This window comes from Algivirga pacifica (genome assembly GCF_039543525.1).
GTDB classification, from domain to species: domain Bacteria; phylum Bacteroidota; class Bacteroidia; order Cytophagales; family Flammeovirgaceae; genus Algivirga; species Algivirga pacifica.
On sequence record NZ_BAABJX010000020.1, the window covers coordinates 85,256 to 102,918 of the forward strand.

The window sequence follows — 17,663 nt, forward strand, 5'->3', positions numbered from 1 at the left end:
AGTTTCGGATAGGTACTATATGGAAAAGGATGAAGGAGGAAGGAATCTAGACTCCTAGAAAGGATATTTATCCTTCATCCTTCATCCTTCATCCTTCATCCTTCATCCTTCATCCTTCATCCTTCATCCTTAAAAGACCAACAAAGACGGGATAAAGAAGATCAGCAATAGTGGTAAAGAAAGGAGCGCAAAGAAAAGCTTACGTCCCAAAGACCATTGGATAGTTGTAGCCTCTACCTCCCCCTTACGGAAGTACATATGGTAAGGTATCTTGATATAAAAATACAGGGCTATAGCCGTACTAAGTAACCCCACTAATAACAAAGCTACTTTTAGAGGACTACTGTCCACTTGATAATCTTGCCAAAGGGATGAAAAGACAAAAAACTTTGCTGTAAACCCTGCCGTAGGTGGTAAACCTGTCAAGGATACCATCACCATCACCATCAGCGCTCCTATATAAGTAATATTGCGCCCTACTCCTTCAAAGCTTTTAAAATGATCTGTTCCACGGGCTTCCTCTACCAAATCAATAAAGAAGAAGGCTGCAAAACTTCCCAACATATAAATAGCCATATAAAAACGTAATGCCTGCCATGCCAGATCTCCGTTGATGGTCGTCACAATCAACATAAAACCAATATGTGCAATGGTCGAATAGGCCATCATTCGCTTGGATGATTTCTGCCATACGGCAGACAATGTTCCCCAAAGAATACTCAATAGGGCAATACCCAATATGGTTTCTTGTACTCCTTCATAAGTCAACAGTCGACTCATCTCCAACATACGCGCCAATACAGCCAATGTCACCACCTTAGGCACTACTGAGACAAAAGCTACCACAGAGGTTGGTCCTCCCTGATAAACATCCGGTGCCCAGATATGAAAAGGTACCGCAGAAAGCTTAAACAAGATTCCTCCCAACAAGAAGAATAACCCCATATAATACATTCCATCAGCCTCCATCATCCCTGCGGCAAGTCCTTCAAAGTGAATATTTCCACCAGACAAACCGTATAGCCAGGAGATTCCATAAATCGTAATCCCTGAAGCTACTGCTCCGTACAGCAAATATTTCGTTCCTGCCTCTGCGGCCTGCTTATTAAAACGGAATAACACCAATAAATAAGAAGGTAATGAGATCAACTCTATAGACAGAAACAGCATTAAGAGATTGTTGGACATCAATAAAAAATGTCCTCCCAACAATACTGCTGTCACCAACACAAAAAACTCCCCATCGCCTGACAGTGCCAAACCTCGCTCAGAAGGTGCTTGTGCTATTTTATCATTGCCCAACCAACGAAAACCCAATAAAATCACGCCTGATAGCAACAATAAAAACTTATAGAAGTGCATCGTCCCATCAACATACAACGCTTTCAGGAACAGGTGTTGCCCTTCCTCCATGGGCATATTATAAAGAACTAGCCCACTTCCTATTAACCCTACAACAAACAAAAAGGATAGTACGGCTAATTTATTTTTAACGATAACAAGATCGGCCACGACCAACAAGAGCAACATTGCCAATAAACTTATCTCTGGCAATAATACTCCCACACTCTCCGTAATAACCGTCAGCTGTTCTTTTAGCATACCTTGTGAATTCGATGATTCGTTGAAAATTTTTATTACTAATATAGATGAAGGATTATCATCTTTATACCTCCTTTTAATGAGGCCTCTATATGGAAAAGGCGACCACGTAGAGTCGCTCCCGATGCTGTCAACCTAAGGAAATAGTGCATGTAGAGAGCGTAGTGCAAACCCGCTTTAGGTCTTAGGGAGGACCCTAAGACCAGTTTCTATGTTTTACTTTCGGCTTAAGTTGACAGCATTGGAGTCGCCCCTACCTTTTTCACTGTTCACTGTCCAGCCCCTACCTTTTGTCCGGGCGACCACAAGGAGCGCCCCTACCTTTTACCTTTTACCTTTTACTTCAATAGCGTTCCTAAATAAAGCGGTCCCATCTCATTGGTAAAATCGATGAATACCTCTACCGATGCACTCATCATATCGATCAGGAACTGAGGATATACCCCAAATACAAAGGTGGTAATTGCCAAAGGCACCATCATCAACATTTCACGAGTCGAAAGATCAATCAACTTGGATTCATCCTCTTCTACCCTTACCTGAAACTTGCCCAGGAACATACGCTGTAAAGCCCATAGATAATAGGCTGCACTAAGGATCAACCCTAAGGTAGAGACAATCGGCATCCAGCGAGGCAATAGACCGTTTACGGCATTAGAACTAAAGGCTCCCAAGAAAATAATTACCTCGGCAATAAACCCGGAGAACCCTGGTAAACCTAAGGAAGCAAAGAAGCCTATAGTTGCCAGAATCGTATACCTTGGCATTTTCTTATATAAACCGCTATAATCATTGATCTCCAAGTTCTTGGTACGATAGTATAATACACCTGCCAATAAGAACAGTAGAGAGGATATAATACCGTGACTAAACATCTGATAGATGGCTCCCGTCACTCCTTCTCCTGTTTGAGAAGCAATTCCCAAGGCTACAAAGCCCATATGGGAAACTGAAGAGTAAGCAATCAAACGCTTCAAGTTGTGTGTACCCAAAGCGACAAAAGCCCCATAAATGATAGAGATTACACCAAACAAACCGATCCACCAGGCAAAGTGATAGCCTCCATCCGGGAAGATGCCATAAGCCATACGGAGCATACCATAACCACCCACTTTCAATAGGATACCCGCCAAAACAACGGAGATAGAAGTGGGCGCCTCTACGTGGGCATCCGGCAACCAGGTATGTACCGGCACTACCGGTAACTTAATTCCAAAGCCAATCAATACCATCAGAAAAGCCACAAACCTCACTTTCGTTCCAAACAGCATATAAGAAGCATCAATATTCAATAAGCTATCTGGAATATAATTCTCTGCCTCCATCATACGCAGCACGTTGAAGGTTCTAACAATATACTCTGAAGAAATCTGTCCCGCAGCCAGCATTTGCTGCACCTGCTCTACCACTGTAGTTGGCACCAATTCTCCTGCATTCGCTAAGCCTAACTCTATTGCCGTAGCGGCTGGGTCCATAACCGATACCGATAACCCAATCATTACGATAAGGATCAGGATGGAACCAAAGAGTGTATAGATAAAAAACTTGATCGCGGCATATTCGCTGCGCTTCCCACCCCATAAACCAATGAGGAAGTACATCGGCAACAACATAAACTCAAAAAACAGATAGAACAGGAACATATCCAAGGCCACAAAGCATCCCATGATGGTTCCTGCCAGTAATAAGTACAAGGCATAGAAACCTCTCTGCTTATCTTTTATTTCGAAAGAGGAGATGGCTCCAATCATCATCACTATGGCGGTCAATACTACCATCGGCAAACTGACGCCATCCAATCCAAGGAAAAAGTCTGCTTTCAGCTTTCCGAACTCCCCTAATGAAAGCGTGATCCAATCCGTTTTCGTGATTAATTGGAAGTTTGCTTCGTTGACCACCCCTGCGGCTTCTGCTCCAATATCCGTATGGTATATCCCCAACAGCATTAAGGAAATCAATAACTGTACGGTCGTCGCTCCTATTGTCAAGCCCTTGTACATGCCATAGGATCTGCGAGGAAGCAATAATACCACTATAGCCATTACGATTGGCAAAAACACCAGAATTGGAAGTAACAAATCTGTCATTTGATCTATGTTTGTTTGTTTGTTAATTTCTATCTATATCAAGTTTCTTAATGCTTATATAGTGCTTCAAGTTAACTCTGTAGCTGTCTATGAAATAAAACACTGCTTATTGCTTATTGATTATCGTTTATAAACCATAATCCGATCTCATGTTACAGCATTAACCTTAATCACTATAGTATTATCCAGAGTAACCCTATCAATAGTAGGATACTCCAAACGATATATACTTGTACTTTGCCGTCTTGTACGGACTTGGTTACTTTTCCGGAAAAACCAGTCAGGTATACGAGCCCCTTTACGACACCATCTACAAAATAGCGATCAAAGAAGGCTAAAAGGTGAGCCAGTAATACATTGATCACCCCTACAACCCTCACCAGGGCATCTACTACACCATTATCAAATCTTCTAACTACTACGGAACTCCACAAAGTAGTACGCACGATAATGCCATCGGCTGAAGGAACACTATTGAGTAAAGCGGCCATTTTGGTAATGGTATTTACGCTTCCGGCATACAGTTCATTGAAGTAGAAAAAGTGTGTCGATAAGCTTCTCAAGACAGATGGCTTTCGAACCAACTGCCCAAAGGCATCTTTCCTGAGGTATAACCACCAGGCTAACCCCAACCCTATGGCCGTCAAGAATATGGATAACACTTCGATCTCCACTCCTACAAGACTCCAGTCAAATGCATCAAACGATAAGTTATGATGTAACCAACCGTGAACTCCATGGATTGGATTTAATGAAAAGACAATTCCCAAAGAGGCTACCGCTAAAATCACCAAAGGATAACGCATTCGTTTCCCTGGGTCAGTAATTACCTCTCCATGCTGCTGTATCAACTCAGAAGGCTTCACCATGAAGATTCTAAAAAATAGTCTTCCCGTATAAAAAGCCGTCATCAAGGCCGTAAGTAACCCAATCACCGGAAGTAGGTAAGTCACCCCTCCTTCGGCCATTGCATAATGCCAGGAAGCAGAAAGGATCATATCCTTGGACAAGAAACCAGAGAATAAAGGTATCCCTGCCAATGCCGCCGCACTAACCATAAATGACCAAAACGTCACAGGCATACGGTGCCTCAAGCCCCCCATGATACGGATATCCTGAGCATCAAAATGCGTATCACTATGATCGTGTAGTTTGTGAAGCTTATGAATGATAGCTGCAGCTCCCAAAAACAATCCTGCCTTGAAAAAGGCGTGTGTTACCAGATGGAAAAAAGCCGCGTCAATCGCTCCTACGCCTATCCCTATCACCATATATCCGAGCTGGGAAATTGTGGAATAGGCTAATACTTTCTTGATATCGTTTTGCCCCAAAGCAGCATAAGCCGCAAAAAAGGCTGTCATCAACCCAATAAATGCCAATACCTCTTGTACCTCAGGTAGCAGCAAAAAGAATACTCTCGCCAAAAGATAAATTCCCGCAGCTACCATGGTCGCTGCGTGAATCAAAGCCGAAACAGGCGTAGGACCTTCCATGGCATCAGGAAGCCAAACAGAAAAAGGCCATTGTGCCGACTTCGCCATCGCCGCCAACATCAACCCTACACCAGCCAGTCCTACCCACCATACGTTTTCCGGATTAGCCAATACGGTCAAGACCTGTCCTGAGAGTAGTTGTAAATTGGTCGTTCCAAACAACCCAAACAAACACATTAAAGCGATCACAAAGCCAACATCCCCAATACGGTTCACGACAAAGGCTTTCTTGGCCGCCCTTACCGCCTTGTTTTTCTCTCTCCAGAAACCAATCAGCATATAAGAACAGAAGCCTACCAGCTCCCAGGAAACATAGATCAGCAGTAAGTCCGTACAGAGCACCACTCCATACATCGCAAAAGTAAACAGCCCTAGAAATGCAAAAAATCTTCGATAACTAGGATCATTCTTCATATAAGAGGATGAAAACACCTGTACCAAAGAAGAAATAATGGCCGTCACCATCAGCATCAGAAGGGCTGGGAAATCCTGCTGAATTCCTAACGCTACGGTGTAATGGCCTACATTAAGCCAGTCAAAAATATAGGGAGACAAAGCCTCCTCCTGCTGCAGTCCCATGACAAAAGCAGCCACAGCTAACAACGCAGAAGAGATTTGCATCAACACCCCCACCATATCGGACTTCTGGGGGCTTCTCCAGAACAATAGAATTATAAAACTCGCCAAGGGAAAGAAAACACTTCCCAAAACGGTCCATGTGAGCATATTCAAAGTATAAGAAGTTTGTTTTTCACATACCTAAGAGAGCGTTAATCCCCTAAGCTGTTTAGTCGGTTTAGTTCAATGGTTTCAAATCGCTTGAACAACTGTATAATAATCGAGAGTGCAACCACCGCCTCCGAGGCCGCCACCACAATCACAAAAAGTGCAAACAGTTGTCCATCCAGTTTATCCGGGTACAGACGATTGAACGCTACTAAATTAATATTGGCTGCATTGAAGAGTAATTCTATCCCCATCAATACCACAATGACATTTCTCTTAGTCACGATTATGCCTATTCCTACACAAAAGAGTAACATGCCTAGTACTAAAAAATAGGACAAAGGTATCATCTCATCATTTAATTATCACCTAACCATTTGTTTGACAGATGATTTCACCAAGGATCACCCCCTAGTAATCATCATCTGATAATTTCTGTGCCGAGTATTTTCTTAGAGCAGCGTCATCATCCTCTAACGCCCTGATAATCTCGACATCTAATATATCATCCCCTCTTTCCAATGATTTCAGCACTCCGAAATCTTCCCGCACCACTTGTCCTATACAGGTATGAAACCCATCCATATGATAGGTATGTTCTCTACCAAGACAAATATAGAACTGTGTACTGACCATATTGTTGGCTATCGCAGCCATTCCCAACACACCAAAGTCGTGTCGTTGCAACTTCGCAGCATGCCCCTCTCCCTTCAAAAGGAAGCCAGACCATCCCCCAGGCTTGTTCGTTGGGCTTCCGGCTTGCAGCAACGCATTCTTGATATACTTAAAGATTTTACTATTCTTGTATACATCTTGCTCTGCTAAACGACAAAAGTGATCCACCGTTTCCGGTACCTCCTCCTCGAACAACATGACGGTCAATACCCCTTTATTCGTGGTTATCTTAGCAAATTTCATATTTATTCTTCAAAAAACAACAGAAATACAGGATAAACCGCTAGTATACAAAAAATGGCCATAACTCTTAGTTATGACCACTTCATTCCTTGGAAAATATTGGAGATAAATCAACTATTCAGTAAGCTATTCCAAAATGCAAGGTATACGAGGGAATATATTCTTTCCTCTATTATTGTTTCAACACCCAGATATCAGGAATATTTCTACCACGACCATCATAGTCCAAACCATACCCTACGACAAAACGAGGCTCTATTTCAAAACCTACATAATGTACCGGTACTTCTACTTTTACAGCCTCTGGCTTGAAAAGCAACGACACCACTGTCACAGAAGCTGGATTAAACTGCTTCAGGTCTTCAATCATTTGATTCATGGTATATCCCGTATCCACGATATCCTCTACGATCAGTACGTGTTTATCCGTTACGTTATTCGTAAAACCAATAAGCTCCTTCACCTTTCCTGTACTTTCTGTCGCCTGATAAGAGGCATAGCGTACAAACTGAATCTCTACCGGAAGGTCAATCTCTTTACAAAGATCTGAGGTAAACATAAATGAGCCATTCAAGACCCCAACGACCACAACTTCTTTGTCTTTGAAATCTTCGGTAATCTTTTGTCCCAATGCTTGTACTCTCCCTGCAATCTCTTCCTTACTGATAAACGGTACGAATTCTTTATCCCAAACTTTCATTTGAATTATTGTATAGTTCTAATATGGTCATTTTAGTATATCCCGCAAACATCGGAATAAACCCGCTATTCCACAATGATGAATTGTATGCTTCTCTTAGTTTCTGAGCTTATCTCAAAAAAATATTATTTTAAACTATGTAAAATTCAATGACAATCCTTAAAATTGAACTATTGTATTAAAGGAAAGGGTAAACAAAATAGAAGTAACAACAAGAGATTATTAGGAATATTACTTCTTTATAATCCCCTTCCTGCTTAACATACATTATATTTCCGTTTGTACTTATAAACTATAAACCATGGCTGAGAACAATAAACTGACTGATTTCATTGAGAATATCGAAGAGCATATTAGTAACCTGATCAACCTGGAAGTCAAAACTATTGTAAGTGATTACAAGGTAGAAGGCGAAAGTACTATCGTTCGCAAAGAAGCTGCCGACGAAAAAGTAATCAGCAGCTCCATCAACCTGCTTCAAGGAGATGTTACCACACATGTTAGCGAAAGCCTGATTCAGGACAAATACACTTGGCTAAGAGAATTTCACTCTCGCAAGGAAGAGCAAGGTCATATGATTGTAGAAAATAATATCCGTGCGATCTATAGTCTTTTTGAACTTTACACAAAGACAAAAGAAATGAGAGCGGGAGAAGAGCAAAGTCACGCCAACGCTCAAGGCATGTAAATCGGTTAAGAAAATTATTTTAATAACAGACTTTATCACGGTTAATTTAGTATAAGCAGAAAACTCTGAGCTATTAAAATAGGGCAGTGGTACGCTATAACTTTTATAATTTTCAATGATCAATGATCAATGATTAATGATTAATTTTCAATAATTAATACACGCTAGAACTAGGCCAGTAGCCTTTTTGGGTAATTCATTTTAATTAAAAATTGAAAATTGATCATTGAAAATTAACTCACTCTAGAAGCAATTCAGTAGGCTTTTTTACTCATAGACAATTAACCGTGATAAACTCTAATAATCGATAACCGGTAAACAATAAACTTTTAAGCTACAACGCTCTCTTCTGCACACTACTTGAAGACCACATTATGGACCAGAATTACTTAAAGAATCTAGCTGGAGAACTACTCAACCTGGAAGTCAACACCATTGTTAAGGAAAATACTACCGGTGCCAAGATGCCTACCAACCGAAGGGTAGCGCTTCTGGAAATTGCCAATGAATACCGACATACCTTGGTCGCTTATGGACTTTGTGCCTATGCCAATGGCAACCCCGCTCCCAAAGGAAGTGATGGAAGAGAGAAAAAACTTCTTCGTTGGCAAGGCGCCGGAGAATACTCTTTTAAGGAAATCAAACATGCAGCCACTGCTGGAAAAAACTACTATGAAGAGATTGTCCTGACTCTTAGTGAACAAAAAGATCAAGACGCGCTTAATAAGCGCATAAAAATACTTCAACGTATTGAGGCACAATCCGCTGCCATGATTGGCATCTTCAAAAGTAGACGACTACGTTATAATGTAGGGCCGGATACCCTAGAAGATGGTCTAAGGGATATCCCCATGGTAGAAATGGCAGGTAGTCCATTAGCTCCCATTCCTTCCCAGCTTCCTTCTTATATTTGGAACAATGACCTTACGCTAAAGGATGTCAACTTAGTAGAAGACTTGGAACTAACACCGGATAACCTCACAGTCATTCGCAAAGCATGGGAGTTGGGAACACAACAAGTGCTACTACAAACCATCGTGCAGATTGATGGAGATGTGACCAACTACTTGACCAACCACTTTATCAACCTCCCTCCAGAGATTCGTAAAATTGCACTGGAAATGCATACCGATTCCACTACGGCTGCCACCAAACATTGGAGCGAGTTATTTAAGACCGTAAGCCAGTTGGCAGGAAAAGCTTTGGGACAGATTTTTAATAAGTAAAAAGTAAGCGGTAAAACATACTCCCCTTGCCTGAGGTGAGGGGCTGCAAAGTATCATTCATCAATATGCAAGGCATCTCTTCGTACAAACAATATATCCCTTCCTGGTCCGAGTTGTCGGACCAAATGAGAAAAGAGCTTAAGGCTCCTTCCCAGACCTACGCCGTATTGGAGGTCATGCTGACAGAAGGTGCCTATATGGTGAATACTTCTTTTGACTACAAAGACAAAACTTACCACTTTACTACCCACCTGCAATTAGATGCTGATGTGATCAACTATATCCCTGACACCAAATGTACAGAGGAGGAATTTATTCGCCTGTGGAAAGAAAATCACATACTACATCTACAAAAAATACACGAGGTTACTCAAAAACTAAAGGGAAGCGAACAACTATTGGAACGATGCTTTGATGCCATGCTCCTCTCGGCCAATGCCCTCCCTTTTTTCGCGTTACTGGATGGTGCTACTACACAAGAAGGTCTTACCTCTACACTAATGGCAGGCAGTTCTTTCCTTACCCGAAAATACCTGAAGCACATCATCATTGACCAACTCCTTAAAATCGTTTTTAAGTTTATACAGTGGAAGATCGGAAGCTCCTTTAAGTTAGGATAAACGGCTAGCTTTTTGTTCATGCTGTTTAATTGAGCTTCGCTCGTTCATAATGTTTAGTTGAATCTATTCTGTGACTTCAATTGAGCTTTGCTTACCAAATCGCCCATTATATGGTATGTGTTTTATTGAGGAACTCAGTAAACAAATCATGCATCCTATGAGAATTAATCAAACAACTAAACAACATGAACGAGCGAAGCTCAATTAAACAATATGAACAATCCTGCTAGCAATAGTTCCTGCACTTCATCGTTAAAGAACAATAGACTTCATTTGTTAAAATTAAGAGTATCTCTTGCTATTTTATCAAGAAATAATATTCATTTTAAATGAAGTGTTTTATATTTTTAGGATGAAAAGCTCAATATTTGAGCTTTATGTTTAGAATAAAAGCAAGCACAACCTGTTATCCAATTGATGCTCAAGAGGTAAGCAAAGAGCAAGATCACTTCGTACAGGTTCATCAACTATATACAAGGCATCACCAAGCGTAACTATGGGAACTAATACCGTTAAAAAAAACACCTATAAACGTAAACCTTCCAATAAGAAAGAAGAGAAGAAATGGAAGGCACCTTCCTTTAAGGTTCCTAGCATCTCTTTGGCCTTTATGAAGGAGAAACGTTTTAAGATGAGTGTCGGAGTCTTAATGATTGCCTCATCACTAATCATCCTACTATCCATGATCTCCTTTATTTTCACAGGAAAGGCGGATCAAAGTGTGATCGATCAGGCAGGATTAGGCAATATGCTTTCTTCTGGAAGAGAGGTACACAACTGGATTGGACTTGTAGGAGCATTAGTCTCTCATATCCTGATTTACAACACCTTTGGAATCGGTACGATTGCCTTGGTTCCCTTACTCTTTGTCAGTGGATTTTGGCTATTGACAGATAAAGAACTTCTTCCTGTTGACAGGGTTATTAATACTACGCTCTTTACCATGATATGGAGTAGTATTTTACTTGGATACGTTGTGGTCAATAACGAAAACCCTATCCTATTGAACTTCCTCTGTGGGTACTTGGGACTACTATTGGCAGATGGTTTCCATAACCTGACAGGATGGGGTACTATTCTTATCCTAATCGCAGCAGCGGTGGTATTTGTCATTTACAACTTCAAGGTGAATGACCTGGATAAGAAAATAGAGTTGATGATCAAAAACTTATTCCAAAAGAAAGAAAAGGGAGAAGAGGAAGACTCTTTCACAGAAGACGACGAAGAGGACTCTTTGGAGACAGATAACATAGAAGAAGCTCCTTACAAAGAAACTGGACTAGTCCCTTATGGGTCAAATAACACAGAGGAAGACGAAAAAGTAAACACTTCTGAAGGAAAGAGTATTGTCATACAACACGCCAATGTTTACGTGAACCAAGACGATACACATATTGTCAAACAATCTACGACCTCTTCCGAAGTCACTTTCGATGTCAACTTCCAAGGAAAGCCTGAGCAAGCACCTGCCTCATCAGTGCCCGCTCCCAATCCTACGGAGCACCCGGCAAGTCCCACTCCAACCCCTTCAACGGAGGAGGCTTCTACAGGGCTTCAGCCACTAAGTGTCACTGATACCTCTGATGTTGATCAGGCGAATATTCAAAGCCTTCACACTAATGAGCAATTGATTATTGAGGACATGGACACCTATGATCCTAAGCTCGAGCTCAGTCGCTTCGAAAACCCTGACCTCAATCTACTTAATGAAACACCTCAGGGGAAAATCAAGGTAACAGAGGAAGAACTTACGGCCAACCAGACGAAAATTGTAGAAACACTAAAGCATTTCCGCATCAATATTAAGTCCATTTTTGCGACCATTGGCCCTACAGTGACCCTTTATGAAATTGTACCTGATGCCGGAATCAAGATTTCCAAGATTCGAAACCTGGAAGATGATATCGCCTTGAGTCTTGCGGCCTTGGGCATTCGTATTATTGCACCTATTCCAGGAAAAGGAACGATCGGTATCGAGGTACCGAATGAGAATAAGGAACTGGTAAGCATAAGATCAGTCCTAGGCACGGAGAAATTTATCAACACCGATAAGGAACTACCGGTCGCTTTGGGAAGAACGATCTCCAACGAAGTATTTATTGCCGATCTAGCCAAGATGCCTCACTTGTTGATGGCTGGTGCTACTGGTCAAGGTAAGTCCGTAGGGATCAACGTCATCCTAACTTCTTTGCTTTATAAAAAGCATCCTTCGGAACTGAAGTTTGTGATGATTGACCCTAAGAAGGTAGAACTATCTCTTTTCAATACCATTGAAAGACATTACCTGGCTTGTTTGCCGGATGCTGAAGAAGCCATTATTACCGATACCAAGAAAGCCATTCATGTTTTGAATTCTCTTTGTATCGAAATGGATTCCCGCTATGACTTACTGAAAAAGGCTGGTGCCCGAAACATCAAGGAGTACAACAAGAAGTTCAAAAACAGAAAGCTCAATCCAAATAACGGCCACCATTTCTTACCATATATCGTACTGGTTATTGATGAGTTGGCTGACTTGATGATGACGGCTGGAAAGGAAATTGAAGCTCCTATTGCTCGATTGGCGCAGCTTGCCCGTGCGATTGGCATTCACCTGGTCGTTGCGACTCAGCGTCCTTCCGTAGATGTCATCACAGGTATGATCAAAGCCAACTTCCCTGCCCGTCTATCGTTTAGGGTGACCTCTAAGATTGATTCCAGAACTATTCTGGATACCGGAGGCGCAGAGCAGCTGATTGGACAAGGAGACATGCTTTTATCCAATGGTAACGATATCATTCGTTTACAATGTGCCTTTGTCGACACCGATGAAGTCGAACGTCTATGTGACTTTATCAGTAGCCAACAAAGCTACGATACCGCCTATATGCTACCCGAATTTGAGGACGAATCCTCTTCAGGTTCTGGTGTACCTTTGGATGACCGTGACGAACTGTTTGAAGAAGCGGCCCGTCTATTGGTCAGACATCAACAAGGAAGTACTTCCCTGGTACAGCGTAAACTCAGCCTGGGATACAACCGCGCCGGAAGAATTATTGACCAATTGGAAGCTGCTGGTATTGTAGGACCTTTTGAAGGAAGCAAGGCCAGACAAGTACTGGTGAGTGATGAGGTGATGTTGGAGCAAGTGCTATCTACGTTGAATGGATAGTGATGAGTTGTGAGTTATGAGTTATGAGTTATGAGTTATGAGTTATGAGTTAAACAAAATTAAATGTTATCACTCATAACTCATCACTCTTCACTTAAAACTGGCTATTCCTCTACATTAGAACCAATATCTCCTTGGGCAACAATGGTTGACAGTTCCTCGGCAGACAAGTGTACATTGATATAACCATTATACTCCAGTACATCTTCGTAACCAAAAGCTGTACTATCATCCAAGGCTGCCACGTGTGTCGTACTCATTCCTGTAGTACCATCTACTGGCGTAAAGGTGAAGGCAATATCCCCTCCTTCTGCTGCAGAATTCATATGGATATGCGCCGGATGTATCCCACCTTCAGGAGTTCCTTCTAGCATAATGGTTGCCAACGCCTCTCCGTTGGCACGCTCATAGAACGTGGCTGTACCGCTAATACCTTCCACATCCAAAGTATTCAAAACATACTCTGTGGACTCACCCGTCAGTTCATTGCCTCCAATATCCCCCTGAGCAATCACACTATCCAAGTTACCTGGTGATTCATAGACATTGATATGGCCATCGTAGCTAATAAAGTCCTCGTAGGTAATAGGCGTTCCATCGCTGGTCTCGGTAATGGTAATAGCCGACTCTCCTGCCGTACCACTCACCTCTCCCAGAGACAGCACAATATCCCCTCCTTCTGCTGCAGTGTTCATCAGGATATATACCGGATAAGGCTCCGCTCTTTCAGGCTCATCAAATAATTCAATACGCACTTCTGTAGAAGCTTCGTCTAACCTAATAAAAGTCACTTCAGCTGATATCCCATCCTCACTCACAGACTCCAACTGGTAAACAGTTTCTTCGTCCAATCCAGGAATATCCGAGGTATCATCATCGTCATCACAACTTGCAACAAATGCCAAAAAGGCTAAAAACATAGTAAATTTCAATGCATATTTCATAGTTATTTGGTTTGGGTTTTGAATTAATAATTGTCTCTTAGGTATATCGCTATATCCTGAAAAGACTTCACTGATAAAATCAGTATATGAGCGCTTACTTGGAATACTGACCCAGATAAGCGCTTATATTTTCAAATTGCGAATTAGGGTCTTATACTTTTCAGTTTTCCTCAATGACTTCAAGGCTGGCTCCTCCTCTATTTCCGCTGCCGTAAGGTCTGAGTACTCTATCGCTCTTTTTAAGTCTTGAATAGAGGAAGGGATATTCCCCAGCAAAGCAAAGGCACAAGCCCTTTGCCAATACGCCAGATAATAGGTAGGGTCAATCTCTATCGCCTGATCCAGTAATGATATCGCCCATTTGATTTCCTCCATATCCAATAAGCTATCCGCCTTATAAGTCATCGCCTCCACACTTTTGGGGTTAACCGTCAGGATTTGATCGTAGATATGTACTTTCTCCTCCACCTTTTCTTCAATCGCTGCTCGTCTCCAAAGGCTTTGTACCTGATTGGTCACGGCTAGCTTTTCCTGAGTTTGCAAGAGATCCTTCGAACGCTGCTTTAAGTTGCTTTCCAACTGCGACAATCGCTCTTCATACTGCTGGGTGACTGCATCTATTTTCTGTGCGGTGATGGATTCAATTTTGTCCTTGATATCACTAAGCGACCGCCAGCCCAATATGACCAGAATAGAAGCCGCAATCGTGATGATATAGAATATATTGGTTGTCGTATCCGTTGTATACCGGATCGCCCGATCGGCACTTTTCAACTCCAGATTAACAACCTGTTCATGGATATTTTTCTTAAACACTTCTTGTTCTACTCTCAGTTGCTTCAACTCGTCCAGTATATAGCGCTCAATCAAAGGTTTATACATAGGTTCCTTGAACTGCTGCAAGGAGTCTTGCTGCACTTTTCCCAAAGCTCCTGTATTAATACAACAGAGTATCCCTATGGCCATACATAACCCAAGTAATATGGAAAGAACCTGTACTTTCATAGTATAAATGGAGAGAAGCTAGCAATTAAAACGATACAAGGATTTACAAATATTATTTACTGCATTGCTCCCATAACATGAAAGGCCTTCTCAGAATTTCATGGACTCTATAATTTTCATCAAAACATCAAGACTCTCCCCTCTTAGGAATATTGAGCATAAAAAAAATCCTACATTAGACTTTATCACGGTTAATTTAGTATAAGCAGAAAACTCTGAGCTCTTAAAATAGGGCAGTGGTGCGCTATAGCTTTTAAATTTTCAATGATCAATGATTAATTTTCAATAAATAATACACGCTAGAACTCCTTCAGTAGCCTTTTTCGGTAATTCATTTTAATTGAAAATTGATCATTGAAAATTATCCACCCTAGAAGCAGTTCAGTAGGCTTTCTTACTCATAGACAATTAACCGTGATAAACTCTATTTTTTATGTAGGATTTTTATATAGATGGTCAAAGAGTGATTTTATCTGTGAGACTCCATTCCTTTATCCTTCTTCCTTCCTGTCAGAAGAAAAACTCTAACCATATTTAGAGCTTGTTTGGAATCCAGATTTTGAGAATAAAACTTCTATAAATTGACTGAAAGAGTCCTGATTTGAGCCTAATAGTGGTTCTATTATGGGGATAATCAGGACTCTTTCAGTCAAAATTAGAGGAATTTTATTCCAAAAGATGTGGTTCCAAACAAGCTCTTAGACACCTTATTAAGACGTCACTACAGAATGCCCAAAGCTTTCCATCAATGCCTTATCCATCTTCTCCTTTATAGGTTGATTCGCATCGGCATTTTGATGGCGGATATGTCCCTTCACCAGATCCATATCATATTCCTTTACCCATTCCTGATGGTGTTTCGACAGTTGCTGTATACTATTCATAATGTAAATCAGCTCCTCATCCGTCATCGTTGGGTGAATCGACATACGAATCCATCCCGGCTTCAACGAATTATCTCCTTCATTGATCATACACGTGATATTCTCAGAAATATCAGGAGAAACATTCAATAGATAGTGTCCATAGGTACCGGCACAAGAGCAGCCTCCCCTCACTTGAATTCCAAAACGGTCATTCAGGATTTTTACGCCCAAATTATAGTGCAAGTCTTCAATATAGAAAGAGATAACCCCCAAACGGTGTTTGTGCTGTGGAGCCAAAACATGGACATTAGGGATCTCCTCAAATCGCTCCCAAACGATCTGTAGCAGCTCTTCTTCTCTTGCCAGGATATTTTCTACACCCATATCCTCTTTTAACTGCATACACATGGCTGCCTTCATGGTTTGCAAGAAAGCAGGAGTACCTCCATCTTCCCTCGCCTCAATATCGTCCACATACTTATGCTGCCCCCAAGGGTTGGTCCAATCTACCGTTCCCCCTCCAGGGTTATCCGGTACGCTATTTCCATAAAGCTTTTGGTTAAACAACAGAATACCCGTTGTACCCGGTCCTCCCAAGAACTTGTGTGGAGAGAAGTAAATAGCATCCAGGTAACGTCCTTGCTCATCGTCCTCATGCATATTGATCTGTACGTAAGGAGCAGAACATGCAAAGTCCACAAAACATACTCCTCCGTTCTTATGGGTAAGTTCAGCAATATCCATATAAGGAGTCATGATTCCCGTTACATTGGAACAAGAAGTCACCGATACAATTTTCATCTTTCTATCCGCATACTTCTGCAGCAGTTTCTCCAGATTCTCCACAGATACCAGTCCCTCTTCATCCGGAGGTATAATCACCACCTCTGCGATGGTCTCCAACCAGGTGGTTTGATTGGAATGGTGCTCCATATGAGAGATAAATACCACTGGTCGATCCTCTTCTGCAATCTGCACCTTGCCCTTAAACTGCTCATGCACCTTAAGTCCAAGAATACGCTGAAACTTATTGACCACTCCTGTCATCCCTGCATTAGAGGAGATCAATACATCTTCTTTCCCTGCCCCTACATGCTTCTTGATGATTTGCTGCGCCTTATGATAGGCATAAGTCATGGCTGAACCTGTATCGTTCGTATCCGTATGTGTGTTCGCTACCAAGGGAAATATCTGCTCCTGCAATCGCTGTTCTATAGGAGCATACATACGTCCACTGGCCGTCCAGTCGGCATATACGATACGTAAATCTTTATGATAAGGAGTGTCAATCGTCTGATACTCTCCGATGATATGCTGTTTAAAAAATGAAAAGTATTGTTCCATTAGCTTGTTGTTTAGCGGTGTTAGCGTTGATTCGTTTGTCAGCAGTGATTTTTGGAGGAGAATATCTAAAAATATAAGTGCTTATGCAAATCATCATAAAATAAGCCACTATTAAACGCTTACCTTACACTTCAAAGAGCGTCTCTTTGGAAGGCCTACTTTAAAATCTCCTTATATTAAAAACTTATTTAAAATACTGATTTAGAGCTTATTTGGAATACATCTTCAGATAGAATACTCCTCTAATCACTGTTCAAATCGACTCAAATTTCACTACGTACGTCGACAAATAA

At 41.5% G+C, this 17,663-nt stretch carries 13 protein-coding genes; 4 read left to right on the forward strand and 9 right to left on the reverse strand.

Going from position 1 to position 17,663, the window contains the following annotated elements; all coding sequences use genetic code 11:
* Positions 1 to 129: 129 nt before the first annotated feature.
* The 6 genes from ABD985_RS05635 to hpt form a co-directional block, all read right to left on the reverse strand.
* Positions 130 to 1,602, reverse strand: coding sequence for an NADH-quinone oxidoreductase subunit N (locus ABD985_RS05635; RefSeq protein ID WP_345369923.1), 1,473 nt, complete (start codon positions 1,600 to 1,602; stop codon positions 130 to 132).
* 338 nt (positions 1,603 to 1,940) lie between these two features.
* Positions 1,941 to 3,689 carry a complex I subunit 4 family protein gene (locus tag ABD985_RS05640; protein WP_345369925.1) on the reverse strand — a complete coding sequence of 583 codons (1,749 nt, stop codon included), beginning with the start codon at positions 3,687 to 3,689 and terminating at the stop codon, positions 1,941 to 1,943.
* A 173-nt stretch (positions 3,690 to 3,862) separates the two neighbouring features.
* Positions 3,863 to 5,908 (reverse strand): NADH-quinone oxidoreductase subunit 5 family protein, encoded by a 2,046-nt coding sequence (locus ABD985_RS05645; RefSeq protein ID WP_345370236.1) that lies wholly within the window; start codon positions 5,906 to 5,908, stop codon positions 3,863 to 3,865.
* A 44-nt stretch (positions 5,909 to 5,952) separates the two neighbouring features.
* Complete coding sequence (gene nuoK / locus ABD985_RS05650) at positions 5,953 to 6,258, reverse strand: NADH-quinone oxidoreductase subunit NuoK (RefSeq protein WP_345369927.1); 306 nt, start codon at positions 6,256 to 6,258, stop codon at positions 5,953 to 5,955.
* Between the two features lie 61 nt (positions 6,259 to 6,319).
* Positions 6,320 to 6,826 carry a peptidylprolyl isomerase gene (locus tag ABD985_RS05655; protein ID WP_345369928.1) on the reverse strand — a complete coding sequence of 169 codons (507 nt, stop codon included), beginning with the start codon at positions 6,824 to 6,826 and terminating at the stop codon, positions 6,320 to 6,322.
* A 172-nt stretch (positions 6,827 to 6,998) separates the two neighbouring features.
* Entirely contained in the window at positions 6,999 to 7,526 is a 528-nt protein-coding gene (hpt, locus tag ABD985_RS05660; protein ID WP_345369929.1) for a hypoxanthine phosphoribosyltransferase, read from the reverse strand.
* A gap of 301 nt (positions 7,527 to 7,827) precedes the next feature.
* Between hpt and ABD985_RS05665 the strand changes: the two genes are divergently transcribed.
* The 4 genes from ABD985_RS05665 to ABD985_RS05680 all read left to right on the forward strand — a co-directional run bounded on the left by ABD985_RS05665 (position 7,828) and on the right by ABD985_RS05680 (position 13,211).
* Positions 7,828 to 8,214 carry a hypothetical protein gene (locus tag ABD985_RS05665; RefSeq protein WP_345369931.1) on the forward strand — a complete coding sequence of 129 codons (387 nt, stop codon included), beginning with the start codon at positions 7,828 to 7,830 and terminating at the stop codon, positions 8,212 to 8,214.
* A gap of 374 nt (positions 8,215 to 8,588) precedes the next feature.
* Positions 8,589 to 9,440 (forward strand): hypothetical protein, encoded by an 852-nt coding sequence (locus ABD985_RS05670; RefSeq protein WP_345369933.1) that lies wholly within the window; start codon positions 8,589 to 8,591, stop codon positions 9,438 to 9,440.
* A gap of 65 nt (positions 9,441 to 9,505) precedes the next feature.
* Complete coding sequence (locus ABD985_RS05675; protein ID WP_345369934.1) at positions 9,506 to 10,060, forward strand: hypothetical protein; 555 nt, start codon at positions 9,506 to 9,508, stop codon at positions 10,058 to 10,060.
* Between the two features lie 496 nt (positions 10,061 to 10,556).
* Positions 10,557 to 13,211 carry an FtsK/SpoIIIE family DNA translocase gene (locus ABD985_RS05680; protein ID WP_345369936.1) on the forward strand — a complete coding sequence of 885 codons (2,655 nt, stop codon included), beginning with the start codon at positions 10,557 to 10,559 and terminating at the stop codon, positions 13,209 to 13,211.
* A 104-nt stretch (positions 13,212 to 13,315) separates the two neighbouring features.
* Here the strand turns inward: ABD985_RS05680 and ABD985_RS05685 are convergent, their stop codons facing one another.
* From ABD985_RS05685 to ABD985_RS05695, 3 genes are all read right to left on the reverse strand, one after another.
* Positions 13,316 to 14,155: a hypothetical protein gene (locus tag ABD985_RS05685; RefSeq protein ID WP_345369938.1), complete on the reverse strand. Its 840-nt coding sequence runs from the start codon at positions 14,153 to 14,155 to the stop codon at positions 13,316 to 13,318.
* A gap of 123 nt (positions 14,156 to 14,278) precedes the next feature.
* Positions 14,279 to 15,160, reverse strand: coding sequence for a tetratricopeptide repeat protein (locus tag ABD985_RS05690; RefSeq protein WP_345369939.1), 882 nt, complete (start codon positions 15,158 to 15,160; stop codon positions 14,279 to 14,281).
* 710 nt (positions 15,161 to 15,870) lie between these two features.
* Complete coding sequence (locus ABD985_RS05695) at positions 15,871 to 17,370, reverse strand: aminotransferase class V-fold PLP-dependent enzyme (RefSeq protein ID WP_345369941.1); 1,500 nt, start codon at positions 17,368 to 17,370, stop codon at positions 15,871 to 15,873.
* Between the last annotated feature and the right edge of the window lie 293 nt (positions 17,371 to 17,663).

Coding starts and splice junctions, on each gene's coding strand:
- ABD985_RS05695 (WP_345369941.1), bottom strand. CDS start 17,370: ATGGAACAATACTTTTCATTTTTTAAACAGCATATCATCGGAGAGTAT.
- ABD985_RS05665 (WP_345369931.1), top strand. CDS start 7,828: ATGGCTGAGAACAATAAACTGACTGATTTCATTGAGAATATCGAAGAG.
- hpt (WP_345369929.1), bottom strand. CDS start 7,526: ATGAAAGTTTGGGATAAAGAATTCGTACCGTTTATCAGTAAGGAAGAG.
- ABD985_RS05680 (WP_345369936.1), top strand. CDS start 10,557: ATGGGAACTAATACCGTTAAAAAAAACACCTATAAACGTAAACCTTCC.
- ABD985_RS05655 (WP_345369928.1), bottom strand. CDS start 6,826: ATGAAATTTGCTAAGATAACCACGAATAAAGGGGTATTGACCGTCATG.
- ABD985_RS05640 (WP_345369925.1), bottom strand. CDS start 3,689: ATGACAGATTTGTTACTTCCAATTCTGGTGTTTTTGCCAATCGTAATG.
- ABD985_RS05690 (WP_345369939.1), bottom strand. CDS start 15,160: ATGAAAGTACAGGTTCTTTCCATATTACTTGGGTTATGTATGGCCATA.
- ABD985_RS05635 (WP_345369923.1), bottom strand. CDS start 1,602: ATGCTAAAAGAACAGCTGACGGTTATTACGGAGAGTGTGGGAGTATTA.
- ABD985_RS05685 (WP_345369938.1), bottom strand. CDS start 14,155: ATGAAATATGCATTGAAATTTACTATGTTTTTAGCCTTTTTGGCATTT.
- ABD985_RS05675 (WP_345369934.1), top strand. CDS start 9,506: ATGCAAGGCATCTCTTCGTACAAACAATATATCCCTTCCTGGTCCGAG.
- ABD985_RS05645 (WP_345370236.1), bottom strand. CDS start 5,908: ATGCTCACATGGACCGTTTTGGGAAGTGTTTTCTTTCCCTTGGCGAGT.
- ABD985_RS05670 (WP_345369933.1), top strand. CDS start 8,589: ATGGACCAGAATTACTTAAAGAATCTAGCTGGAGAACTACTCAACCTG.
- nuoK (WP_345369927.1), bottom strand. CDS start 6,258: ATGATACCTTTGTCCTATTTTTTAGTACTAGGCATGTTACTCTTTTGT.